Raw genomic sequence first — 23,370 nt, 5'->3', positions numbered from 1 at the left:
GGACCCGCCCATGCGGTGCTCCGCCCCAGCCGCCCTTGGTCACGTCAGGAAAGGAGCCCCGGGGCGCTCGGGGCCATCCCTGCCCTATAATACGGGATTGTGGCCTTTACCTGACGGCCGGACTGGTGCGGCATTTGGTTTACCTACTCCGACGGTCGCGCATGGGATAAGGCCCGCGGAATGCATCCGCTGGGCCTCTCCGGTTTTTGCCCTCAATGGGCGCCCAGCTCCTTGGATAGGCGGTTGGCGCGATAGACCTTGGCCAGCGCCTCCTTCAGGGCGCCGACCGAGACCCAGACGGCGCGGTTGACCGAACCGTCATAGCCGTAATCGCCGCCCAGCGACTGGATGTTGCCGTCGAAGATCAGGCCCACGACTTCCGCGTCCTTGTTGATGACGGGGGAACCGGAGTTGCCGCCGATGATGTCGTTGGTGCTGACGGCATCGAACTTCTGCGCGGGATTGATGGCGTCCTTGGCCTTCAGCCAGCTTTCCGGCAGGGCGAAGGGGAAGGCGCCGGTGGCGCGGTCGAAGGTTCCGCCCATGGTGGTGAAGGGCGCCACGTGCTGGCCGCTCTGCTCATAGCCCTTCACCGTCCCGTAGGACACGCGGGGACTGAAGGTGGCGTCCGGGTAGACGGACGTGCCGTGCACCTTGAACATGGCCTGGGCGATGTAGCCGGCGTTCTTCTGCTGCACGGCCGACACGTTGGCTTCGACATCGCGGCGGGCGGCCAGGGCATCGGCGTCCACCAGCTTGGCGAACGTGATCATGGGATCGGTGGAAGCGTCCAGGGCCGCCTGGCCACCCTCCAGCAAGCTCTTGCGCACCGATGGATCGCCCAGGCTGGAGCCCGTTACCAGATCATCCGCGATCTGCTGGGCCGAGCGGTTGCCGAAGACCTTCCGCACCAGGGGGTCATCCGGGCCCAGCTGGCGCTGCATGTAGACCAGCTGCATGCGCATCAGCACCCGTTCCAGCTCTGGATAGACCGGGCTGTTGGACAGCAGGCGCTGGCGGATGAAGGGGAAGTTGGCGTCGGTGTATTCCCGCAGGCGCTTGCCATCCGGCAGGGGGCGTTCACTGGCGGCGCGCACCAGGTTGCGGGCGTAGGTGAACATGTCAGACTGAATGAAGCTGCGGCTGCCTTCCAGCACGCCATAGCGTGTGGCGACCACGGCGTAATGGTCCAGCGACTTGGCGATGGCGGCCCAGGGATCGCCGTACTGTTGCTTCAACGCCGGATCGGCATCGATGAGGGCCTTCAGCGCCGCCTCATCCTTGCGCTTGGCATTGATCAGGGCCGGGTCGACCAGGGTCTGCAGCCCGCCGTACAGCGCCTTGTAGCTGTTCTCCAGGGTGAACAACTTGGTGCGGGCGATGCGGGCGTTCTCCCCGCCCTGCGCCGTGAACTGCAGCAGTATGCCGCGCAGTTCCGATAGGTACAGCAGGCGGTCGGGCAGGGCGTGGTCGCGCTCGTATTCCAGCTCGGCGACGGTGTCCAAGCGTTCCGTCCGGCCGGGATTGCCGGAGGTGAAGACCAGGTCCCCTTCGTTCGCGTCATGGGAAGCGTAAGGGAAATAGGTCGCCTTGGTGTTCAGCGGCTTGCCGTCCTTGTCGTAGACGCGGACATAGGAGACGTCGAGGTCGTAGCGCGGGAACTCGAAGTTGTCCGGGTCGCCGCCGAAGAAGGCGATGTCCTCTTCCGGCGCGAACACCAGGCGCACGTCCTGATAACGGTGATACTTGTAAAGATTGTAGGCGCCGCCATGGTACAGCTCGACCACGTCGCAGCGGGTGTCATCGGCGCCGCCGGTGCATTCCGTCTGGATGGCGGCCTGCACCTCCTTCAAGGCGGCGGAAAAGGCATCGCCCTCCTTGCCGGCGGTGGCGGCGTTCATCCGCTGGGTCACGTCGGTGATCTGGACCAGCTGGTTGACCTCCATATCGGGGCACTTGGCCTCGTCCTTTAGTTCGGCCGCGTAAAAGCCGTCCTTGATATGGTTGTGGTCGGCGGTGGAGACCTGCTGGATGCAGGCGCGGGCGCAGTGATGGTTGGTCTGCACCAGGCCGCTGGCGGAGACGAAGGCGCCAGAGCAGCCGCGCGCCAGGCGGACGGAGGCGAGCTGCACGCGTTCCAGCCACGTCGGGTCCGGACTGAAGCCATAGGCCTGCTTCACCTTGGCGCTGGGGAAATTGTTGAAGGTCCACATGCCTTCATCGGCGCCGGCCACGGTGGGCGCCAGCAACAGGCCGGCCAAGGCAGCGGCCGCCAGGGCGCTCAAGGGCGCGCCCTTCAGCAAATCGCGCATATCAGAAATTCCTCACGACAGGTCGATCCCGTGCCTCGCAGCCGGGTTTTCCGACTTGCAGCATGTCTATCGTGGGATTGCAAGATTGGGGCGGTCCCGTGGGGGGTGCCCGCCGCCAACCAGCTTTAGGCCGCCAGATCGCCCATCATCATGTCAGGCAGGGCATCCGGGAACTCCGGCGCCTGGTCGAAGGGCGCCATGGCCGACAGGTTGTCGGTGCGGAAGAAATAGACCATGTGGCTTTTCAGCGGCGTGCGACCCGGAGGCGGCGGGGCGTTGCGGTCGCGGCCCCAGCGGCGGGGATCAACCACGGTCAGGCCGTATTCCGGCAGCGCCTGACGCTTTTTGGCCAGGGCCACCAGCCGCGCCTTGAACACCTTCAAGTCGCTTTCGGCGCCGACGCGCAGGCGCAGCTTCTCGATGTTCATCTTGAAGGCACCCTGATTGCCGCAATGGGCGCGCGCAATCTCGTACAGCCGCTTTTCCGTGGGCGACAGCTTGAAGTAGTCGGGATGGTAGGTGAGGATTTTGCGGTCCTTGACCACCGCGCGGTACAGCCAGTCGCACAGTTGCACCGTCAGCGACTTCATGGTCTTCCCGCCATCCTTGTCGCGGCGGTAGTTGATGCGGTAGTCCAGCACCCAGGAGAAGGCGCCCGTCTCCCCTTCGCCACCCGTCTCCAGGTTGGTCAGCACCTGGGTGGACTGCAGGCGCTTCAGCGCGTCCTCCAGCCGTTGATAGGCGGTGTTGGTGGCGTGGATGCCCACCACGCGGAAGAAGTCATGGCCGGTGAAGGTGAGGCGTGGGCTGACCGGTTCACCCCGGTTCAGTTTGTCCTGGATCAGGGATACGAGATAGATCAGTACCTCCTTGTCCCAGATGTTGGCGACGCCGTGCTTGGTGCCGGTGACCTCAATGCGGACGGTGCCGTCGTCGTAGACCGGCAATTCCGTTACCGTCTCCTTGCTGAGGGCGAAGAAGTTGAAGACCATGACCAGGCGGTCGTTCTTCACCTTGCCAATCAGGGGGCTGTCCAACGCCAGGGCCAGCTGGCTGCCGGCCATCGGGGGTTCCACCATGGCCGGCACGGAAATCCTGTCCGCAGTCCCTGTCGTCGTCCCCGCCATTGTCGCCACCCTTCACACAGCAGGCCCCATCCACCATGGATCGGGCGTTCGGACTCCGGATGATGAACGCGGCCAATCGCCACCGCCAACGGCAAAAACACGCCTGGTTGCCGATCCCTTGAGATTCTGGCGGTGTGACCCCCAAAATCTGGTATGCACGCCGAGTCGACACGGCGGCTGGTATCCGAACCCGTGACCTTAGGTAACCGAACCCTTGAGCCGACTCGGGGAAAGACCTAGCCGACTCATCACCGTGGGGTGAAATCAGGCGGACTCGGGGCCATGGTGAGTCGGGTCGCGGTATCAGAGTCCGGAACCGGCCCGCCCAACCGTCCAAACTCAAGGGAACCGCAACCGGGATTGAGGGAACGGCAACCAAGATCAAGGGTATGGCAACCGACTCCGGCCGACTCGCCCCGTTTTCCCTCAAGGGTTCGGATACCATTTTCCCCAGCTCCAGGGTTCGGAAACCATAGGCCAAGGGTTCGATGACCCAAGGCCCGAGGGTTTGGAGTCCGCGGCCCCAGGGTTCGGAAACCAGGAGTCGCGGGAACGGTTACCAAATACCCTATTAAGCCATTGGAAAAACGCCGTTTTCTGGCGCGGTAACAGTTAAACCCTTTATCTCCTTAACCCTGAATCCTTTTAGGGAAACTATCCACAGGCCTGCCTTTCAAGGGCAGGGACAACGGCCACGGGGTCGGGCTTGGCAGGTTCCAGAGCGGGCTTTACCCTCAAGCCCATCCTCCGATCGATGCGCGCTCGTCATACGTATTTCAGCAAAAACCCAGGAAATGCGCCCTTTCCGAGGGAACGCCTCCCACATCAGAAATTGGTATCCGTTCCCTTGAAGATCGGGGTGCGTCCAATAGAAGATCGCCACGGTTTCCAGTCCCGATCGCCCCGCTTTCAAGGTTACAGTTACCAAAGGCGGTGGCTCAGCCAGTTGATGAAATCCCATCAGCGAATTTTTTCGCCTAATCGCCAAAAAATCGATGATGAGTCAGTTATCCGCATATTTGCCTGAAGATCGCGGTTGGCGTTCGGATCGCGGTTGGGCATTATCCGCCCATCTCTGGCAGCCCCTCGGATACACCAATGACCACCGATGTCAGCGCGCCCGCCGATAGCGCCATGCCGGCCGGCGACGACCCCCTGCAAATTTTCCTGGACCATTCGGAAGGCTGTGACGCCATCCAGCGCAAGATCATCGAGGTGCAGGCCTATCCCGGCCACGCCAAGAGCCTGCGCCTATTTCCCACCTCGGAAGCGGCCCGGCTGATCCGCATCTCGGAGAGCCACCTGCGCGCCCTGCTGAAGAACGAGCAGTTCCCCCAGGGCACCGTCATCGGCGGCAACAACCGCCGCGGCTTCACCCTGGCGGAGGTGAACCAGATTCGCCGCCAGCTGTTCCAGCAGACCGGCGACGTGCGCTATCGCGTGGGTCGCGATCGTGAGGCGGGGGAAAAGCTGTCGGTCATCACCGTCGCCAACTTCAAGGGCGGGGCGGCCAAGACCACCCACTCCGTCCACCTGGCGCAGTACCTGGCCCTGCAAGGCTATCGGGTGTTGATGATCGATCTCGACAGCCAGGCCAGCGCCACGTCGCTGTTCGGCTTCGTGCCGGATGAGCAGTTCGACCGGCTGGACACGCTGTATCGCCTGTTCACCCTGGACGACAGCCAGCGAATCAACGATCTGCGGCCGCTGATTCAGAAGACCTATTGGGACGGTTTGGATGTCATCCCCGCCAACCTTGGCCTGTACTCCACCGAGTTCGAGGTGCCGGTGCGGCAGATGCGCCAGCGGGAACTGCGCTTCTGGCGCATCTTGCAGGACGCCCTGCCCAGCATCGACCAGGATTACGACATCATCGTCTGCGACTGCCCGCCGTCGCTCAGCTACCTGTCGATCAACGCCGTCATGGCCGCGAACTTCCTGCTGATTCCCATTCCACCCAGCATGCTGGACTTCAGTTCCGCCGGCCGGTTCTTCCGCATGGTCTATGAAACGCTGTCCACCTTGGCGCAAGCCGAGGGCGGTCGGGTGAAGACCTTCGATGCCGTGCGTCTGTTGGTTTCCAAATATCAGACGGCCGATGGCAACCAGAGCCAGCTGGTCAAGTGGATGGGCAGCATCTTCGCCGACACGCTACTGGAAAACCGCATGGCCCTGACCACGGGCCTGGATAGCGCCGGCAACCTCAAGCAGAGCTATTACGAGCTGGAGGCCAGCGACGTGAACCGACGAACCTACGAACGCGGCCTTGAATATCTAAACAACGTGAATGCCGAGATCGAACGCGTGGTCTGGGATATCTGGAAGCGCGCGCCGGCGCGGGAGGGGACGCGATGAGCCGCAAGGACAGAATGGCCGAGCTGGACAACGCCATCGGCGACCTGACGGCCACGCGGGCGGCGCGGCCCGTCTCCCCCCGATCCGCTATCCCGATCGTCAACCAGATCGAGAGCGTGTTCCAGGACAGTGCCAAGGAGTTGGAGACGCTGCGCGACAGTGGCCGCGTATTGCTGGAGCTGGATCCGGCCGACATACACAGCACCCAATACCAGGACCGGCACACCGCCGCCTTCGCCGACGCCGCCTTCGCCACCCTGGTGCAGGACATCCTGCGCCACGGCCAACTGGCCCCAGTGCTGGTGCGGCCGGCCGCGGACGGTAACGGATATGAGCTGATCGCCGGTCACCGCCGCACGGCCGCCTGCCGCCAATTGGGCCGCAAGGTGGTGGCTCGGGTGATGCAGGCGGACGACCGCGACCTGCTGATCAAGATGGTGCAAGAGAACGAGGCCCGCGCCGACATCTCCGCCTACGAACGGGCGGTGCAGCTGAAGACCGTGCTGGATACCGGTCTGATGGGCCGGGCAGAGTTGATGGAGCGCCTGGACTTCAGCAAAGGGCACCTGTCCAACCTGCTGAAGTTCGCCGAACTGCCAGCCACGGTGGTTGCCGCCCTGGATGATCCGCGGCCGTTGAAGATCAGCGATGGGGCCAAGCTGGCTCGCCTGATGGCGGAAAGCGAAGAGGCGGCCGCCCGCGTGGAGGCAACCGCGGCCGAATTGAGCGGGAAAGGGGTGGACGACAATTTGAGCTTTGCCGCGCGTCTGCGTGCCCTGATGGCGGCGGCCCAGGGGGAAGGGGTGGCGGAACCGGAATTGGCCGGGGAGCGAGTCATCCGGTCCCGTACCGGCCAGGTGCTGGTGCGTCTGTCGTTGCATGAGGGGCGGCCCATCCTGCGCCTGGCGGCGGGTTTGCCGCCGCAGGCCTTGGACGCGCTGTTCGCCCAGTTGCCGGAGGCACTGCGCCGCTGCGGCCTGGATGTGCCGGATTGAGGGTTCGCCTTATCTATAGGTCCAGGGTTTCATCCCCTGCAGTTTTTCTGAAAAAACTTCGAAACGGCCCCGTCCCCGCGACGGGGCTTTTTCTTTCCCTAAGTGTCGCAAATGGCTCGCCTCCTCAAGGGAACAGTTACCGAAGTTTTTTCGGAAAAACCGACGCTGGAAGGCGGGCCGGAGCTATTGGACGTCATTCCACCATATAGGCGCGGTAGGCGTCGCGGCCGGAAATCTCCAAGACGAGCCGGTCACTGTGCAACCCATCCAGCAAGGTGCGGGCGGCCGTTCCGCTCATGTCCAGGGCATGAGCCAACCGGCCGGAGGTGACCACCGGCTGGGCCAAGAGAAAGGCCGCCACCTGCGGCCCCCGTGAGGTGGAACGCTTGGGCCGCAAGGCTTCCGCCAGCCTAACCTCGGCCAGGCGCAGACGGCGCAGCAGCACCTCCCCCCGGGCCAGGCTGCGGGTAGCGGCGTTGAGAAAAGCCAACAGCCAACCCTCCTGCCGATCCGGCCGGTACTCCTGGGCATGACCCAGGAAGCCGATAGAGGGCATCAGCACCGGACCGCCGGCGAAGGCGGGATGGGTCGGGCTGACGAAGGTATCTGAACCCTCGAAGGTTGCCCCATCCAGGTTATGGCGACGAGCCACCACCAGGCCTTGACGGGCGGGCCACCACGCTGCCAGCAGCCGGCCGAGGGCGGCGCCGGCGCTGCGGTCGGCGCGCACCTGATGCCAGTGAGCCAAGAAACCAGCAGCACCGGTGAGCGCGGGGGCAGCCCGGAGGCGGGTCAGGTCATCGGGGCCCAAGGCGGCCTGCAACACAGCCCAACGCTCCTCCGCCTCCACATCGTCGGCCGCCCCATTCCATAGGGAAAAGGCGGTGCTCCGGGTCAGGCGCGTCCGGTTCAGCGCCGCCAGTCGACGGGGGGTGTAGAGATGCTGGGGGTGGCGGGCGGCGATGCGGCGTACGAGGTCATAAAGGGGCAGGGCCTGGGCCAGGTCGGGATCGGGCGCGCGGTCCAGGCTGTCCCAGGCCAGCAGGCGCAGGTCGGCCGTGTCGATCAGAATGCCGTTAAGGCGGGCGGAGGCCGCCGCTTCCTCAATGGCCATGCGATTGATCCAGCCTGCGGCGACGGCGCGGCTGCTGGCGGCCAGCCCACAATCCAATCGCACCAGGGCGGCGGTGGTCGCCTCCAGCGCCAGCAGCTCCGCTGCGGTGTAGGGCTGGCTAGGGGCGTCGCCATCCTGTGGCGCGAGGATGGAGGGGGAAGGGGACTCGAGAACGGCCGGGCCTCGGGTTTGGGCCGGGGCATAGGGGTTCCCGGGCACATCCCACCAGTCTTCGCTCATCTTATTCCCTCGCACGGCATCCACGGAAACATTGGACACGTACGGGGTAGAAAGCAATCTATTAAGGAATTAGCTTTTCTCTGGTGGAACCATGGCTCCGGAGAGCCGGCATCAGAGGTATTTGATGATTTCGGCCATTTCCGACAGCCGCGCCCGGGTCTGGATGGGCAAGGGGCCGGTGGCCTCCTCCAGGTGATGCTCGATATGGTGCAGCACCAGGGCGATCTTGGCCTTGTCCACCGCCTTGACCACGGCCTGAAGCTGCTGGGCGATGGTCAGGGCGTCGCGCCCTTCTTCCACCATCTGCACGATCTTGGCGAAATGGCCTTGCGCCCGCTTCAGGCGGTTCAGGATGTCGGGGGTGGTTGTGTGCGTCATCCCTTGACTCCTATCCCCCCAGGGGGGTCAAGTCAAATCACCTATGGGAATGTCGAGCGATGTGCGGTTCGGGGCCGGGGATTTGACCGCAAGACCCGGGATGTCGGGGGCCGGGGACCGGGGGTACATCAGGGGCAGGAACGACACCATATCAGGATGACGACCATGCCCCCTGTCACCGCACTCCCTATCCCCGCACTTCAGGTCCCGATGACGTCCGCCCCGACCAGCGCCCCTCCCGAGGCTGACGCCGATCCGCGCTGGCAGGCGCTGCTGAACCGGGACGCCAGCCAGGATGGCCGCTTCGTCTATTCGGTGAAGACCACCGGCGTCTATTGCCGGCCCTCCTGCCCCTCCCGCTTGGCCAAGCCGCGGAACGTCGCCTTCCATGACAGCTGTGCCGCGGCGGAGCGGGCAGGCTTCCGCGCCTGCAAGCGCTGCAAGCCGGACCAGCAGGGCATTGCCCAGCGCCAGGCCCAACTGGTGGCGGAGGCTTGCCGCACCATCGAGGCGGCGGAGGAGGCGCCGGCCTTGGAGCAACTCGCAGACCGGGCCGGACTCAGCCCCTATCATTTCCATCGTGTGTTCAAGGCCATCACCGGCCTGACGCCCAAGGCCTACGCCACGGCCCACCGCGCCCGCCGGGTGCGGGACGAGTTGAGCCGCCCTGGCACCACGGTCACCACGGCCTTCTATGATGCGGGTTTCAACGCCAGCAGTCGGTTCTATGAGGCCGCGGACGGCATGCTCGGCATGCGGCCGGGCGATTACCGTGCCGGTGGCGCCAATGCCGACATCCGCTTCGCCGTCGCCCAGTGCAGTTTGGGCGCCATCCTGGTGGCGCGTAGCGAACGCGGCATCTGCGCCATCACCTTGGGCGATGATCCGGACATGCTGGTGCGAGACCTGCAGGATCGTTTCCCCAAGGCGCGGCTGACGGGCGATGATCCGGAGTTCGACGCCCTGGTCGCCCGGGTGGTGGGCTTCGTCGAGGCGCCGCGACTGGGCCTGGACCTGCCGCTGGATGTGCGCGGCACCGCCTTTCAGCAACGGGTGTGGCAGGCGCTGCGCGCCATCCCTGCGGGGGAAACCGCGAGCTACGCCCAGGTGGCGGCCAGCATCGGCGCGCCCAAGGCGGTGCGGGCTGTCGCCCAGGCCTGCGCCAACAACGCCATCGCCGTGGCCATTCCGTGCCACCGCGTGGTGCGGACCGACGGCGCGCTATCCGGCTACCGCTGGGGCGTGGAGCGCAAGCGCACCCTGCTGGCGCGGGAGCGGGCCTGATGGAGGACTTAGGATCCGGGGACGCTGGCATTGATGGCATGACCAGCATCGACGCCTATGATTGGCAGACCATATCGGGGGAATTGGACGCGTACGGCTCCGCCGTACTCCCCGGTTTGCTGACCCCGCGGGCCTGTGTGGATCTGTCATCCCTGTACGCACGCGACCAGGGCTTCCGCAGCCGAGTGATCATGGGGCGCCATGGTTTCGGCATGGGGGAGTACAAGTATTGGGCTTACCCCCTGCCGCCCCTGGTACAGGCATTGCGCACCGGTCTCTATCCCCGGCTGGCGTCGCTGGCCAACCGGTGGAATCAGCGCCTGGGGGAGAATGTGCGCTATCCGGACAGCCACGCCGATTTCCTGGCGCTGTGCCACCAGGGCGGCCAGGTGCGGCCCACGCCCCTGTTGCTGCGCTACGGGCAGGGCGACTACAACTGCCTGCACCAGGACCTATATGGCGAACGGGTGTTCCCCTTGCAGGTTGCCGTCCTGCTGTCGGAACCGGGGCGCGATTTCACGGGCGGGGAATTCGTGATCACGGAACAGCGACCGCGCATGCAGTCGCGGGCGGACGTGGTGCCCCTGCGCCAGGGCGACGGCGTCGTCTTCGCCGTTCACCATCGGCCGGTCTCGGGAACACGCGGCACCTACCGGGTCAACCTGCGCCACGGCGTCAGCCGCCTGCGTAGCGGCGAGCGCCACACGTTGGGCATCATCTTCCATGATGCTGTTTGATGCTCAGGCATCCGCGAGTTTTGTGGGAAGCGTAGCGGACTGCAAAACGAGGATGGCAAGCGGGCGGATGCCCGCGCCCGCAAGGAATACTAACTAGGGCTCGCGACCCTCACTTGGCCGCTGACGATGGCTTGGCGGGCGCGGGCCACGGCCTCGACAATGGCGGGCGTCCAGACGGCGCGGTTGTCCGCGTCCACCACCACATCCACCCCGCCCTCCTTCAGGCCCAGGCGCGTGATGCCTGAGGTGAAGGTCTGGCTGCGGCCGGCCTCGAAGGCGCGGGCGATGGCCACGTCCAGGCGCTTGACCATCGAGGTCAGCATGTGGCCGGGGTAGAGGTAGTTCTGGTTGCTGTCCACGCCCACGCCCAAGGCGCCCTTGGCGTGGCCGATGTCCAGCGCGCCCAGGCCGGACACGCCGGCGGCCGGGAACAGCACGTCCGCGCCGTGGCGCAGCATGTCGCGCGCGATTTCCGATGCGGCGAAGGGGTCGGAAAAGCCCTTGGGATCGCCCGCCACCAGGCCGGTCATCACCGTGGCATCCGGCCGGGTGTCCTTGACACCTTGTGCATAGCCTTTCTCGAACCGCTCGATCACCGTCGCCGGCATACCGCCGATGAAACCGACCGTGCCGCTCTTGCTGGCCAAGGCCGCCGCCACGCCGACGAGATAGGAACCCTCGTTCTCCGCGAACAGGACGGAGGCGACGTTGGCGCCCGGCACCACGCCATCGAACAGGGTGAAGCGTACGTCCGTATGTTGGGGCGCGAAGGCGGCCAGCGCGGTCTGAAACCGGAAGCCGATCAGCGCCACATCGGTGCAGCCGGCGCTGACGGCGGATTGCAGGGCGCCGGGGTAGGCGTCCTCGCCCGCCGGTTCGAACTCGGCCACGGCGACGCCCGTCTTCTGCGCGAAGGTCTGGCTGCCGTCATAAGCCATCTCGTTGAAGCTCTTATCGAACTTGCCGGCCTCGGTATAAACGACGCAGGGCTTGAAGGCGGTAGCGCTGGCGATGCTGGCAGTGCAAGCGAACAGTGCGGCCGCGAGGGCGATCCGGATCATGCTGTCTCTCCTCAAGCGGCGGCTTCGGTGGCGCGGACCTGGCTCAGGAAGCGGCGCACCGCCTCATCCAGCCGGGCGGCCTGGTCGGCTAGTCCTTGGGCGCTGGTCCGCACCTGCCCGGCCGACTCGCCGGTCGACAGGGCGGCGGTGTGCACCCGGCCTATGGTGCTGTTGACCTCTTCCACGCCCAGCGCCGCCTCGCTGATCGATCGGCTGATCTCGGCCGTGGCGGCGTTTTGCTCCTCCACCGCCGCAGCGATGGTGCTGGATACCTGGCTCAGCTGCACGATGGTGCCGCCGATCTGACGGATGGAATCCACCACGGCGCCCACTGCGCTGCGCACGGCGGCGACTTCGCCGGCGATGTCGCCCGTGGCCTTGGAGGTCTGGCCCGCCAGGCTTTTCACCTCGGACGCCACCACCGCGAAGCCCTTGCCGGCGGCGGCGGCCCGTGCCGCCTCGATGGTGGCGTTCAGCGCCAGCAGATTGGTCTGGCCGGCGATGTCGTCGATCAGCCGGGTGACGCTGCCGATGCGCTCCGCGGCCCCGGTCAGACGCTCCACCATGTCGGCGGCGCCATCGGCTTCCTCATTGGCGCGTTGCGAGATGCTGATGGCCTGCTGCAGCTGGCCGCTGATCTCCTGCACCGACAGGGACAGCTGCTCGGTGGCGCCGGCCACGGTCTGGGTGTTGCGCGAGGCCGCTTCGCTGGACATGGCCACGGTGTTGGCCTGCTCGGCGGTGGCATCGGCCGACCGGCCCATGCTCTGCGACAGGGCGGTCATCTGCGCCGCCGCGTCTACCAGCGCGGCGATGATGCCGCCCACCGACTGTTCGAAGCTGTCGGCCATGGCCGACATGGCGGCCTGCCGCTTCTCCGCCGACTCACGCCGTTCGGTCGCCAGTTGCACTTCATGCTCGCGCACCTGCACGGCATTGGCACGGAAGACGGTGACGGTGCGCGCCATCTCCGCAATCTCATCGCTGCCGCGCGTATCGATCTCGACATCCAGGTCGCCACCGGCGAGCGCCAGCATGCTGCGCGACAGGTTGGCGACGCGGCCCGCGATGCTGCGGCCGACATAGAACACCGCCACGCCGACGGCGATGGCGACACCCGCCAGGCCGGAGGCGATCAGCAGGCCGCGGGCGAAGGACACCACGTCCTCCAGCGCCTTGGCCTTGGTGCGCACCTCCGCCTGGGTTTGGGCGCCCAGTTCGGCGCCCAGCTTCTGCACCCGGGCGGCGATGGCGGCACTCTGGTGCAGCAGGCCGGTACTCTGGTCCTGCGCGTCGGCCAGGCGGCTTTTCATTACGGCCAATCCACCGGCGGTGACGTCACCGAAGCCGGGTGTGGCGGGAACCGCCTCGCCCAAGGCCATGCGGGTCAACATGTCCAGGCTGGCGGTAACGATGGCGCGGGTGTCGGCGGGCAGGGTCGCCTGCGTCGTGCGCAGATGCTGCAGGGCGTTCTCCAGGGCCGCCTTGGCCGCCGCCGGGTCCTCCCCCGCCGTGGCCGGCGCCCCGAGAAGCGCGTTGAAGGCCCGCATCTCAGCCAAAGCGGACAGGATCGCCGGGCTGGGACTACGACCCAGCGCCGCCATCAGGGCGGCCTGCGCCCGGGCATCGGCCTCGGCCGCCGCCTTCTCACTGGTGGCCACGGCCTGGCGCAGGCGCCAGCGGGCGTCCTCCGCCCCGTTCAGCACCTGGAGCAGGGCCGAGAAGCGGCCGCCGAGCACCCGCAGCTCCTCCAGCTGCGGCGTCTGGCCCAGCCGGGCGTTGGCCTGACGCAGGGCGTCGTTGAAGGCCTTCTCGGCCACGGTCAGGGCCTTGCGGGTGGCTTGCGCCTCCTCATGCGTGGTGGCGATGGAGGCGTCCATGGAGGTGCCGGCCAGTCCCTCGGCCGCGCGGGACAGGGCGTCCAACGTGTCCAGCCGGGGCAGTGTCTCGCCGACGATGCCGTTCAGCGTGCTGTCCACGCGGGCGTAGGTCAGCCAGCTCTGGCCGGTGATGACCAGCATGGCCAGGATGATCGCGCCAAAGGCCAGGCCCAGCCGTGCGGCCAAGCCCAGCCGACGCTTGCCCGCCCGGGCTTGGTCGGTGTTCCGCATAATCGTAGGCAGTGTCGTCACGGCGACCATGGCTCCGTCCCTTCCCGATGCGGTTGGAGAGGCCTGGGCGCGTCATTCCCCCATGTCACCAGGCGGGGTTCAGCCCCGTCCCGTCCCCTGACCGCGAACGCCGTCCCCAAAGCCCCCATCAGGCCGGTTGGACGTCCGTGCAGTCATAGGAAATCTTGATGATCACTGTGTGACAGTCCGGGGGGCGGGCAAAGAAAAAACTGACCATATGGTCAGGTCGCGGCCTATCCTTCCGGCTAGCGCCCAACCGGGCGGCAGACAGCGGATTCTTTAGGCAGAAATAGGGGCGGGAAGCGGGCTGAAAGCCACGGGTCGCCTAGGGTTGGCGATGTATATTGGATAAATGAGTCAGGCCGCCCTATCGGTGCGGCACCGTACCCGCGACTCGGGGGGAATCCCGGTCGCGGGGGGATCAGTGGAAACGGCCGTTGCGGGTGCTCTGCAGCACCATATCCAGCCCGGCGCGCAGCACGACCATCTGGTCGAAGGACAGGCCGGTCAGGGCCAGGAGGGCGGGCAGCAGGGTGCGGGCGCGGCGGCCAAGGGTGTCCATCACGGCGGCGCGGGCCGGAGCCCGGCTGAACAGGGCCGGAGCCGAACGGGCGGCGCAAGCGAGGCAAAGCGTGGTCATCGTCGTCTCCTTTCCTGGCGTCGGGTCCTAGCGGCGGTGCTGCGGGGCTCGGGGCCGGGGTCTAACGTGTTTGGTGTCTGAACTATATTTCTGGAACGATTTTGGCGGTAGTTGGGCTTGTCGGCACTCCGCGTTCCATAATTGGAACACTATTGGGACGGTCAAAAGGGCGCCGCGCGCGACGCTTTACCTCACCCCAACAACGGCTTGCCGCTTGATCCAGCCCGTGACTGGCCATAAATCGGACGCAATGGCAGTGTTCTATCAAGCTGCCCGGCCGCTTGGCTGTGACGGCCCCCGCAGGGGCCATGCTGTTTTCGATGAACAGGAATTCCAGTATGCGACGCCTTACGTTCCGCGCTCTTACTTCCCTTGCCCTGGCGGGCACCGTGGCCCTCACCGCCGCCGCCGTGCCGGCCTTGGCCCAGGACCGCTGGGATGATCATCATCGGGGGGAGGAGCGCCGTTGGGACGACCACAGGGGGGACGACCACAGGGGTGGCCCTTGGGCGCCGCATTGGGGCCATTTCCGCGAGCATGACGTCTTCATCTATGGCCGGGGGCCGGTCATCGTTCCGGAATACCGCCGCCATGTGTATCGCGACGTGGTCGTGCTGCGCCCTTACGGCGTCTATTACACCGGCTATGGCCATTATTACCGGGACGAAGAAGCCTACCGCTGGCTGGGCCTGACGGCCATCACCCTGACGCTGCTGGACAGCCTGGCGGAGCAGCAGCAACGCGCGCTTGAGGATGCCCAGATCCGTGCCACCATGGCGCCGGTGGGCCAGCCTGTCGTCTGGAACGACGGCCCGGCCAGCGGCAGCGTCACCACCCTGCGCGACGGCCACACGACCGATGGCCAGTATTGCCGGGAGTTCCAGCAGAACGTGACCATAGGCGGGCAGACGCAACAGGCCTATGGCACCGCCTGCCAGCAGCCCGACGGCGCTTGGCATGTGGTCGCGGACAACTGACTGTCCCGTGTAAGCGGTGGCGCGGCGGGGGTGTCCGGGTCGGATACCCCTTATGGCCCTCTATGTTACAGCCCTGCGACAGGTTAGCACCTTCCCCGGCGTATAACGGAACAGTTGCCATTCTGTGGGCGACGGGTGGGGCGCGCCGAAGCAACAACAGGTAGTCGTGGTTATGGCCGGCGGCGCCGCTTCGCATCGCCCATCCCGTCGATCGCAGGACTTTCCAATCCGTAGGGGAGCAGTGCGCCGGCATGTCCTCCATCGCCCTGTCAGATAGCCCGGCCGCCCGGGGTGCCGCCCGGCGCCTGATCCCGTCCTCGACGGCGGCCGTGACCAGCATCGCCCACGTGATCATCCCCCATGGCTTCGGGGGTGCCGAAAAGCATGTGATGGAACTGGCGGAATTCCAGGCCGACGATCACCAGGTGATGGTCATCCTGGGCCCGGGGGAGGATGGGGGCGTCGGCGCCCGGCACCTTGCCGAATCGCTGGACCCGCGGGTATCGGTGGTGTGGCTGCCGGCGCGCATGCGCACCGCCGCGCTGTTCTGGAAGCTGTTGGCCCTTTGCCCCGACATCGTCCACGCCCATCTCAACACCGCCGCCCGCCGGGTGCTGCGCTGCCGGCCGGGCTGCCCCCGCGTCGTCACCCTGCACAACGGCTTTCGCGCCGGCCTGCATGACCGCTTCGACGGCATCATCCGCATCGCCGACTATCAGGCCCGCATGATGCCGGCGGCGGCCCGCGACCGCTCCGTGACCGTGCACAACTGGGTATTGCCGCAGAGGGGCGCGCTGACCCGAGCGGAGGCCCGCCTGGCCCTGGGCTTGCCGCAGGGCGCGCCCGTCATCGGCGGCATGGGCCGGCTGGAACTGGGCAAGGGCTTCGATGTGCTGATGGATGCCTACGCCCGCTTGCTCGCCCACCGGCCGGATGCCCGCTTGGTGCTGTTCGGTCAGGGGGCGGAGATGGCCGCCCTGCGCGAGCAGGCGGCACAGCTGGCCTTGGGCGATCGGGTGGTGTTCGCGGGCTTCCGCCCCGACGTGCGCCGTTACCTCTCCGCCCTCGACCTGGGCGTCGTCGCCTCCCGCCACGAACCTTTCGGCCTGACCCTGCTGGAATACGCCGACGCCGGCGTGACCCTGGTGGCCACCCGCACTGGTGGGCCGCTGGAAATCCTGGGCTTCGACTATCCCTTCCTCTGCCCGCCCGAGGATGCAGCCGCCATGGCCGAGACCTTGCTGGCCGCGCTGGACGGCCGGACGCCCGCCCAGCCCGTGGATCTCACCCGCTTTCGGCCGGAGGTGCAGATGGCCAAGGTGGGCGCGCTCTACGCCCAGCTGGCCGGCGCCCAGGCGCCCGTAGCCATATAGATCGCCGGCCGGCGAATAAACTCGCCCATACCCATCGTCAGGCTTGCCCGTCGCGGTTCCTTCGCCTTTCCTGCCGGGAAGCGAAAGGAAGGCGACAATGGGCAAAGCGGCGATTTTCCCCCTTATTTTGATGGCGTTGCTGGCGCCGCTGGCGGCTGAAGCCAGCCCGGCATCCCTGACCCCCCTGATCGCCGACTACGACGCCCTGCTTCAGGGCGGGAAAGAAGAGGGACGCTGCCTGCCGGACGTCAGCCCCAAAGCGGCGGCCGAGCGGCGGACGCGCCTGGCGGGGTTCGTCCACCGCCTGGGCGCGGTCGACCCCACCGGCCTGACGCCGGCCGACCGCCTGACCTATCGCTTCATGCGCTGGGATGCGGAGGATCGGCTGGCCGGCATGGCCTTCGACCAGGAGCGCATGCCCTTCAACAGCGACAGCGGCTTCTACGCCACCCTGACCTACGCCGCCAGCCGGACCCACGTGCGCACGAAAGCGGAGGCGGAGGCTTGGCTGGCCTGCCTGGAGGCCGCGCCCGACTATTACGCCGCCAACATCGCCAACGCCCGGCGCGGCATCGCCACGGGGTTCGTCCAGCCGAGGTTGATCGTGGACGCCGTGCTGGACATCGCCCGCAAACAGGCGGACACCCCCCTGGACGAGGACGGCCTGCTGTCACCCTTCGCCGGGTCGGGGGATCCTGCCGCGATGACGGAATGGCGCGCGCGGGCGCGCAAGGTGCTGGCCGACATTGTGCGTCCCGCCCAGCGCGACTTTGTCACCTTTCTGGAGCGGGAATATCGCCCGGCGGCCCCTGAAAGCCTGGCGGCGCGCGACCTGCCCGATGGTGAGGCCTACTACACCTGGGCGGTCCACCACCACACCACCACCAGCCTGACGCCGGACGCCGTGCACGAGCTCGGCCTGAAGGAGGTGGCGCGCATCCGGGGGGAGATGGAGGCGTTGATCCGCCGCACCGGCTTCACCGGTGGTTTCGCGGATTTCCTCGCCTTCCTGCGCACCGATCCACGCTTCTACGTCACCACGCGACAGGCGTTGCTGGAGAAGGCGTCGGAGATCGCGAAGCGCATTGACGACCAGTTGCCGGGCCACTTCGGCCGGCTGCCGCGCCTGACCTATGGCGTACGCGAGGTGCCGCGCGACATCGAGGACACGTACACCACGGGCCGCTATTTCCCCGGTGACGCCGCCAAGGGCATCGCCGGCGGCTTCATGGTCAATACCGGCAAGCTGGACCAGCGGCCCCTTTATGAATTGCCGGCCCTGGCCCTGCATGAGGCCGTGCCGGGCCATCACCTGCAAACCGCGTTGGCGGCGGAGCTGGAGGATTTACCGTCCTTCCGCCGCCACGCCTACCTCAACGCCTATGGCGAGGGGTGGGGCCTCTATTCCGAGCAGTTGGGGGAGGAAATGGGCATCTACCGCGATGATTATGAGCGGTTCGGGCGCCTGTCCTTCGACATGTGGCGGGCCTGCCGCCTGGTGGCAGATACCGGCATCCATTGGAAGCACTGGACCCTGGACCAGGCCCGCGCCTGCTTCATCGACAACACCGCCCTGGCCCCGCACAACATAGAGACGGAGCTGCGGCGCTACATCGGTTGGCCGGGGCAGGCGCTGGCCTACAAGATCGGCGAGCTGAAGCTGCTGGAATTGCGCCAGCGGGCTCAGGACAGGCTGGGCGACCGCTTCAACGAACGGGCCTTCCACGACGCCGTGCTGCTTTCAGGCTCCTTGCCGCTGGATCTGCTGGAGGACCAGGTGAATGCCTGGATCGCGGCGCAGGGGCGCTAGCGGCCCATCTCCTTCAGCCAAGCCGCGTGGAAGGCGCGGATGCGTCCCTCATTGTGGCCCAGCAGGGCGGGGCGGTCGGCCTGCTGGCTGCCCGCCCAGGCCGCCTCCGCCACCGACTGGTCCTCCGCCAGCAGCCGGCGGTTGAAGTCGGCGAGATGCCCTTCCACGCCCCGGCGGGCGGCGGCGCTGGCGTCCGGCTGCTGCCTGGCCAATGACAGGCGGTAGCGCAGGTGGCAACGGCCGGGCCGCACCGCGCCGTCCGGCGCATACACCGGCTCGTACGTCTGTACGCTGGCCATCAGGCCGGCGGTCAGGCCGATGGCCAGGTTGGGGAAGATGATGGCGTGGTCATAGTCGGTGAAGGCGGTCAGGGGCGTCAGCTTCAGCCGCTTGGCCACCCCCTCCCACCAGCGGCGGGTTTCGGCGGTCAGGCCGATGGTGCCGGTGCTGTGGGGGCCGTGCTCGGCGCACTTCCAGGCGCCCTCGGTTACCGTGCGGAAGGTTTCCGGATGCACGCTGTCGACGTGGTAAACCTCCAGCACGTTTTCCATGCCCACCTTCCAATCCGCCCGCCAGTCCAGCGGCGCCTGGTCGAAGGGGGCGGCGAAGCCGTCGGACACGGCGTCCAGCCAGGCGCCCAGCGGACCCAGCCAGATGTCCAGATCGGGCCCGCCTGGAATGAGGCGGACGAAGATGAAGCGCCCGCGCCGCGCCGCCTCGTACCCGGTCAGCGCCAGGGCGGCCTTGTCCGCCTTGTCTAGCTGGAAACAGGGATCGTTGCCCGGTATGCCCACCGGCACGCCCTCCCGGCTGTAGGTCCAGCCATGATAGGGGCAGCGCAGGGGCCCGTGGCCGCGCTCCGCGGTGTGCAGGCGGGCATGGCGGTGGGAACAGACGTCGCGGAAGGCGCGGATGTCGTCATCGAAACGCTGCACCACCACCGGCACGCCGGCGATGGTGCGCACCAGATAGCCGTCGGGCGCCGTCAGTTCGTCATCGAAGCCGACGAAGTGCCAAAGGCGGGCGAACAGCGCCTGCGTCTCCGCCGTCGCGGCGGCGGCGCCATAATCCTCCGGCCCCACCGCCGCCCGCATCGCGTCCAACCTGTCCGTCATGCCCTGAATCCCTTTGCCCCAAATCTCTTTTCCCAAGTCCAACCGGTTCCCCAGCCCAGCCAGGCCTTGTCCCGCCGCCTGGGAACCCCCATTCTGCCGCCATGGCCAGTGTGACCGAAGCCCTCTCCGCTGCCTATGAGCATCACGTCGCCGGCCGGCTGGACGCGGCGGTGACGCTCTATGGCCGCATCATCGACGCCGAGCCGCGCAACCACGGGGCTCTGCATCTGCTGGGCCTGGCCCGCATCCAGCTGGGTGACCTGGACGGCGCCACCGAAAGCATGATGCTGGCGGCGGCCATCGTCCCGAACAACCCCACCTATCGCAGCAACCTGGGCACCGCGCTGAAGGCGCAGGGCCGATTCGATCTGGCAGAAGAAGCCTATCGCCAGGCGCTTGCCATTGATCCTGGTCATGTCGATGCCATGGCCAACCTCGGCGGGGTGTTGCACGCCACCGGCCGGCTGGCCGCCGCCATCGCCTGCCTGGAACGGGCGCTGCCCCTGGCGCCCGACCATCCCGTCACCCTGATCAACCTGGGTGTGGCGCTGACGGACCGGGGCCAGCTGCCCCGCGCCCTGGGCCTGCTGCGCCGCGCGGTGGAGGTGACAGCCCCCGCCCCCGGCCAACCCCTGGGCGAACGGGGTGGGGAGGCGCGCTGGGATTTGGCGCTGGCCCTGCTGATGGCCGGCGACTACGCCGCCGGCTGGCCCCAGTTCGAGGCGCGGCGGGGCCGCGCCGGCCATGTTCTGGCCCGGCCGCACGGGCTGGAATGGGATGGCGCCGACCCCGCCGGACGCACCATCCTGGTGCACAGCGAACAGGGCCGGGGCGATAGCCTGCAATTCGCCCGCTTCATCGCGCCCCTGGCCGCCCGGGGTGCCCGCGTCGTGCTGGCCTGCCAGCCGGAACTGGTCCGCCTGCTGGCCACGGCGCCCGGCGTGGCCCAGGTCGTGTCAACGGCGGATCCCACGCTGCCCGCCTATGACGTTTACTGCCCGTTGCTCAGCCTGCCAGGCCGCCTGGGTCTGACCAGCGCCGCGGAGCTGGCGACGGCCGGGCCCTACCTCGCGCCGGATCCGGCCCAGGCGTCGACGTTCCGTGCGCGCCTGAACGACGTCGCGGCCGGCCGGCGGACCGTGGGCCTGTGCTGGGCGGGGGCGCCGGGCAATCCGGTCGACGCCAGGCGCAGCCTGGATCCGGCACTGCTGGCCCCCTTGTCACGGTTCCATGACCGGGTGGCCTTCGTCAGCCTGCAGAAGGGCGGCCCTGCCGCCCCGGCCGCCCCGCCGTTGATCGACTGGACGGCGGAGCTGGCGGATTACGCCGACACCGCCGCCCTGGCGGCGAACCTGGACCTGGTGATCACCGTCGATACCTCGGTCACCCACTTGGCCGGCGCGCTGGGCCGCCCCGTCTGGCTGCTGAACCGCTATGACGGTTGCTGGCGCTGGCAGAAGGGGCGGGTGGACAGCCCCTGGTATCCCAGCCTGGTACAGCTGCAGCAGGAGGAGATGGGCGATTGGCGGGCGCCGCTGTCCCGCCTGACCGCCCGGCTGGGCGCCTGGCTGGCCGCTCCGGCACCATGACGCCGTTGCATCAGGCCGTGGCCCGCCATCAGGCGGGCGTCTTGGACGAGGCGGCCGACCTTTACACCCAGGTGCTGGCGGCCGAGCCGCATCAGCCGGATGCCCTGCACCTTCTGGGCGTGCTGCGCGGCCAGCAGGGGGATCCGGCGACGGGCGAGGGCTTGGTGGCCCGCGCCGCCGCCCTGCGGCCGGATGCGGAAATCCTGACCAACCTGGGCCGCTTGCGCGCGGCGCTGGGCCGCATGCCGGCTGCGGAGGCCGCGTTCCGCGCCGCCCTGGCACGCGACGACTCCCATGCCGGCGCCGCCTTCGCCCTGGGCACCCTGCTGCTGAACCTGAACCGTGCGGGCGAAGCGCTGACGCCGCTGGGGCGGGCGGCGGCGCTGGATCCGGCGCACGGCGCCGCCCGTGCCAATCTGGGCGTGGCCCTGCATCGCATGGGCCGCCTGGCGGAGGCCGAGGGAGTTCTGCGCGCCGCCGTTGAGGCCGATCCTACGCAGGCCATCGCCCGCTTCAACCTGGCCTCCGTCCTGGAGGACCAGGGGCAGCTGGACGCGGCGGAGACGGAATACCGGGCGCTGACGGCTCAGCGGCCGGACACGGCCGATGCCTGGCTGAACCTGGGCATCTTGCTGCAGCGTCGGCACCGCGATGTGGAGGCGCGCCCTTGCCTACAGGCGGCGCTGGACCGGGGCACCAGCCGGCGGGCCGGCGCCCTGGCCCATCTGGTGCATATCGACGCCCGCCTCTGCCGCTGGGACGACGTCGCGGCGCGGACGCCGGATCTGCTGGCCGCGTTGCAGGCGGGCGACGACAGCGCCCCGCCCTTCGCCGTGCTGTGCCTGGATGTGGACGAGGCCTGGCACCAGCGGGCGGCCAGCCTACACGCGGCGACCGTGGCGCGCTCGGCGGGTGCGCCCTTGCCGCCGGCCAGCCTGGGACCTGCCAGAGAACCGTTGCGCGTCGGCTACCTCTCCGCCGATTGGCACCAGCACCCCACCGCCTACCTGATAGCCGGCGTATTGGAACAACACGACCGTGCGGCGGTGGCCGTCACGGCCTTTTCCTATGGGCCCGACGACGGCAGCCCCATGCGGGCGCGGCTGCGGGCCGGGGCCGACCGCTTTGTTGATCTGCGCGGCCTGGATGACCGGGCGGCGGCGCAGGCCATCCGTGCCGCCGGTGTGGACATCCTGGTCGATCTCAAGGGCTATACCGAGGGCGGGCGGCCCGGCATCGCGCAACTGCGCCCCGCCCCGGTTCAGGTTCAGTACCTGGGTTATCCCGGTACCCTGGGCCGGGGTGCCGGCATCGATTATGTGCTGGCCGACGCCGTGGTACTGCCGCCGGAGCGGGCGGGCTTCTGGGATGAGGCGGTCGTGCGCCTGCCCGGTTGCTACCAGGCCAACGATGGGGCGCGGCCCATCGGCCCGCCGACCACACGCGCGGACTGGGGCCTGCCGGCCGGCGGCGTTGTCTTCGCCTGCTTCAACGCCGCCTACAAGCTGACGCCCGAGGTCGTGGCTTGCTGGGCCCGGCTGCTGACCAAGGTTCCAGGATCGGTGTTGTGGCTGCTGGATCCAGGGCCGGCTCTGCCGGCATTGCAGGCAATGCTGTCAACCAAGAGTGTCGATCCCGGCCGCCTGGTGGTGGCGCCGGCCCTGCCCAAGGCGCGCATGGCCGACCACTTGGCCCGCCACGCCTGTGCCGACCTGTTCCTGGATACCCATCCGGTGAACGCCCACACCACGGCGGCCGACGCGCTTTATGCCGGCCTGCCGGTGTTGACCCGGGCGGGTGGCCCCTTCATTTCCCGGGTGGCCGCCAGTCTGCTGACGGCCTTGGGACTACCGGACCTGGTGACGTACAGCCTGGAAGCGTACGAGGCCGCAGCCCTGGATTTGGCCAGGGATTCGGCGCGCTTGGGCGGCGTACGTGCCCGTTTGGCTGAAGCGCGTGCGCTGCCCGGTGGTCCTTTCGACACCACCACTTTCTGTCGCCGGCTGGAGAGGGCATACGCCCGCATGATGGCGCGGGCGCGGGACCGCCTGCCGCCCCTGGGGTTCGATGTGGCGTAGGCATCTCCGCCTGACGCGACAGATGCCCACCATACCCATAACACACGGCTGCC

Annotated in this window: 17 protein-coding genes; 9 read left to right on the top strand and 8 right to left on the bottom strand. The window is 67.7% G+C overall.

Translation table 11 applies throughout. From position 1 onward, the window contains the following. Positions 1-212: 212 nt before the first annotated feature. Together Y958_RS21985 and Y958_RS21980 are read right to left on the bottom strand one after the other, a co-directional pair. A complete protein-coding gene (locus Y958_RS21985; RefSeq protein ID WP_088873966.1) occupies positions 213-2,312 on the bottom strand; it encodes a S46 family peptidase in 2,100 nt (699 codons plus the stop codon). A gap of 125 nt (positions 2,313-2,437) precedes the next feature. Further along, the gene (locus tag Y958_RS21980; RefSeq protein ID WP_100085437.1) at positions 2,438-3,391 is read right to left on the bottom strand and encodes a replication initiator protein A; all 954 of its coding nucleotides are present in this window, start codon (positions 3,389-3,391) and stop codon (positions 2,438-2,440) included. A gap of 1,146 nt (positions 3,392-4,537) precedes the next feature. On the opposite strand from Y958_RS21980, the gene repA reads away from it, so the two are divergent. Together repA and Y958_RS21970 are read left to right on the top strand one after the other, a co-directional pair. Then, complete coding sequence (gene repA / locus Y958_RS21975; protein WP_088873965.1) at positions 4,538-5,794, top strand: plasmid partitioning protein RepA; 1,257 nt, start codon at positions 4,538-4,540, stop codon at positions 5,792-5,794. Further along, entirely contained in the window at positions 5,791-6,789 is a 999-nt protein-coding gene (locus tag Y958_RS21970) for a ParB/RepB/Spo0J family partition protein (RefSeq protein WP_088873964.1), read from the top strand. Before repA ends, Y958_RS21970 begins: the two co-directional genes overlap by 4 nt. Before the next feature lie 193 nt (positions 6,790-6,982). Here Y958_RS21970 and Y958_RS21965 read toward each other — a convergent pair whose 3' ends face one another. Continuing rightward, entirely contained in the window at positions 6,983-8,143 is a 1,161-nt protein-coding gene (locus Y958_RS21965; protein ID WP_088873963.1) for a hypothetical protein, read from the bottom strand. 111 nt (positions 8,144-8,254) lie between these two features. Next, positions 8,255-8,521, bottom strand: coding sequence for a metal-sensing transcriptional repressor (locus tag Y958_RS21960; RefSeq protein WP_088873962.1), 267 nt, complete (start codon positions 8,519-8,521; stop codon positions 8,255-8,257). Positions 8,522-8,731: 210 nt separating this feature from the next. Here Y958_RS21960 and ada point away from each other — a divergent pair, with 210 nt between their 5' ends. Beyond that, complete coding sequence (ada, locus tag Y958_RS21955) at positions 8,732-9,805, top strand: bifunctional DNA-binding transcriptional regulator/O6-methylguanine-DNA methyltransferase Ada (RefSeq protein ID WP_088873961.1); 1,074 nt, start codon at positions 8,732-8,734, stop codon at positions 9,803-9,805. Positions 9,806-9,843: 38 nt separating this feature from the next. Further along, positions 9,844-10,542: a 2OG-Fe(II) oxygenase gene (locus Y958_RS21950; protein WP_211098645.1), complete on the top strand. Its 699-nt coding sequence runs from the start codon at positions 9,844-9,846 to the stop codon at positions 10,540-10,542. An 89-nt stretch (positions 10,543-10,631) separates the two neighbouring features. Here Y958_RS21950 and Y958_RS21945 read toward each other — a convergent pair whose 3' ends face one another. The 3 genes from Y958_RS21945 to Y958_RS21935 all read right to left on the bottom strand — a co-directional run bounded on the left by Y958_RS21945 (position 10,632) and on the right by Y958_RS21935 (position 14,375). After that, positions 10,632-11,603 carry a BMP family lipoprotein gene (locus Y958_RS21945; RefSeq protein WP_088873959.1) on the bottom strand — a complete coding sequence of 324 codons (972 nt, stop codon included), beginning with the start codon at positions 11,601-11,603 and terminating at the stop codon, positions 10,632-10,634. A gap of 11 nt (positions 11,604-11,614) precedes the next feature. After that, entirely contained in the window at positions 11,615-13,744 is a 2,130-nt protein-coding gene (locus tag Y958_RS21940) for a methyl-accepting chemotaxis protein (protein ID WP_088873958.1), read from the bottom strand. Positions 13,745-14,156: 412 nt separating this feature from the next. Continuing rightward, positions 14,157-14,375, bottom strand: a complete 219-nt coding sequence (locus Y958_RS21935) for a hypothetical protein (protein ID WP_040845900.1) — start codon at positions 14,373-14,375, stop codon at positions 14,157-14,159. Between the two features lie 338 nt (positions 14,376-14,713). On the opposite strand from Y958_RS21935, the gene Y958_RS32880 reads away from it, so the two are divergent. The 3 genes from Y958_RS32880 to Y958_RS21920 all read left to right on the top strand — a co-directional run bounded on the left by Y958_RS32880 (position 14,714) and on the right by Y958_RS21920 (position 18,535). Beyond that, the gene (locus Y958_RS32880; RefSeq protein ID WP_145727643.1) at positions 14,714-15,352 is read left to right on the top strand and encodes an RT0821/Lpp0805 family surface protein; all 639 of its coding nucleotides are present in this window, start codon (positions 14,714-14,716) and stop codon (positions 15,350-15,352) included. 251 nt (positions 15,353-15,603) lie between these two features. Next, positions 15,604-16,725 (top strand): glycosyltransferase, encoded by a 1,122-nt coding sequence (locus tag Y958_RS21925; RefSeq protein ID WP_088873956.1) that lies wholly within the window; start codon positions 15,604-15,606, stop codon positions 16,723-16,725. A gap of 97 nt (positions 16,726-16,822) precedes the next feature. Beyond that, positions 16,823-18,535 (top strand): DUF885 domain-containing protein, encoded by a 1,713-nt coding sequence (locus tag Y958_RS21920; RefSeq protein WP_088873955.1) that lies wholly within the window; start codon positions 16,823-16,825, stop codon positions 18,533-18,535. Here Y958_RS21920 and Y958_RS21915 read toward each other — a convergent pair. Further along, entirely contained in the window at positions 18,532-19,650 is a 1,119-nt protein-coding gene (locus Y958_RS21915; protein WP_088873954.1) for an aromatic ring-hydroxylating oxygenase subunit alpha, read from the bottom strand. The two genes, Y958_RS21920 and Y958_RS21915, sit on opposite strands and share 4 nt — an antisense overlap. A gap of 101 nt (positions 19,651-19,751) precedes the next feature. Here Y958_RS21915 and Y958_RS21910 point away from each other — a divergent pair, with 101 nt between their 5' ends. Continuing rightward, positions 19,752-21,239 carry a tetratricopeptide repeat protein gene (locus Y958_RS21910; RefSeq protein WP_088873953.1) on the top strand — a complete coding sequence of 496 codons (1,488 nt, stop codon included), beginning with the start codon at positions 19,752-19,754 and terminating at the stop codon, positions 21,237-21,239. Further along, complete coding sequence (locus Y958_RS21905) at positions 21,236-23,317, top strand: O-linked N-acetylglucosamine transferase, SPINDLY family protein (protein WP_088874157.1); 2,082 nt, start codon at positions 21,236-21,238, stop codon at positions 23,315-23,317. The genes Y958_RS21910 and Y958_RS21905 overlap by 4 nt, the downstream gene beginning before the upstream one ends. The last annotated feature ends 53 nt before the right edge of the window (positions 23,318-23,370 follow it).

Source organism: Nitrospirillum viridazoti CBAmc (assembly GCF_000730165.1).
GTDB lineage: Bacteria > Pseudomonadota > Alphaproteobacteria > Azospirillales > Azospirillaceae > Nitrospirillum > Nitrospirillum viridazoti.
The sequence above is the reverse complement of the archived record's forward strand: the minus strand, read 5'-3'. Positions and strand labels throughout refer to the sequence as shown.

What these genes read in the sequence shown, in the direction of transcription:
- Y958_RS21985 (WP_088873966.1), bottom strand. Translation starts at nt 2,312, where the DNA reads ATGCGCGATTTGCTGAAGGGCGCGCCCTTGAGCGCCCTGGCGGCCGCT.
- Y958_RS21980 (WP_100085437.1), bottom strand. Translation starts at nt 3,391, where the DNA reads ATGGTGGAACCCCCGATGGCCGGCAGCCAGCTGGCCCTGGCGTTGGAC.
- repA (WP_088873965.1), top strand. Translation starts at nt 4,538, where the DNA reads ATGACCACCGATGTCAGCGCGCCCGCCGATAGCGCCATGCCGGCCGGC.
- Y958_RS21970 (WP_088873964.1), top strand. Translation starts at nt 5,791, where the DNA reads ATGAGCCGCAAGGACAGAATGGCCGAGCTGGACAACGCCATCGGCGAC.
- Y958_RS21965 (WP_088873963.1), bottom strand. Translation starts at nt 8,143, where the DNA reads ATGAGCGAAGACTGGTGGGATGTGCCCGGGAACCCCTATGCCCCGGCC.
- Y958_RS21960 (WP_088873962.1), bottom strand. Translation starts at nt 8,521, where the DNA reads ATGACGCACACAACCACCCCCGACATCCTGAACCGCCTGAAGCGGGCG.
- ada (WP_088873961.1), top strand. Translation starts at nt 8,732, where the DNA reads ATGACGTCCGCCCCGACCAGCGCCCCTCCCGAGGCTGACGCCGATCCG.
- Y958_RS21950 (WP_211098645.1), top strand. Translation starts at nt 9,844, where the DNA reads ATGACCAGCATCGACGCCTATGATTGGCAGACCATATCGGGGGAATTG.
- Y958_RS21945 (WP_088873959.1), bottom strand. Translation starts at nt 11,603, where the DNA reads ATGATCCGGATCGCCCTCGCGGCCGCACTGTTCGCTTGCACTGCCAGC.
- Y958_RS21940 (WP_088873958.1), bottom strand. Translation starts at nt 13,744, where the DNA reads ATGGTCGCCGTGACGACACTGCCTACGATTATGCGGAACACCGACCAA.
- Y958_RS21935 (WP_040845900.1), bottom strand. Translation starts at nt 14,375, where the DNA reads ATGACCACGCTTTGCCTCGCTTGCGCCGCCCGTTCGGCTCCGGCCCTG.
- Y958_RS32880 (WP_145727643.1), top strand. Translation starts at nt 14,714, where the DNA reads ATGCGACGCCTTACGTTCCGCGCTCTTACTTCCCTTGCCCTGGCGGGC.
- Y958_RS21925 (WP_088873956.1), top strand. Translation starts at nt 15,604, where the DNA reads ATGTCCTCCATCGCCCTGTCAGATAGCCCGGCCGCCCGGGGTGCCGCC.
- Y958_RS21920 (WP_088873955.1), top strand. Translation starts at nt 16,823, where the DNA reads ATGGGCAAAGCGGCGATTTTCCCCCTTATTTTGATGGCGTTGCTGGCG.
- Y958_RS21915 (WP_088873954.1), bottom strand. Translation starts at nt 19,650, where the DNA reads ATGACGGACAGGTTGGACGCGATGCGGGCGGCGGTGGGGCCGGAGGAT.
- Y958_RS21910 (WP_088873953.1), top strand. Translation starts at nt 19,752, where the DNA reads ATGGCCAGTGTGACCGAAGCCCTCTCCGCTGCCTATGAGCATCACGTC.
- Y958_RS21905 (WP_088874157.1), top strand. Translation starts at nt 21,236, where the DNA reads ATGACGCCGTTGCATCAGGCCGTGGCCCGCCATCAGGCGGGCGTCTTG.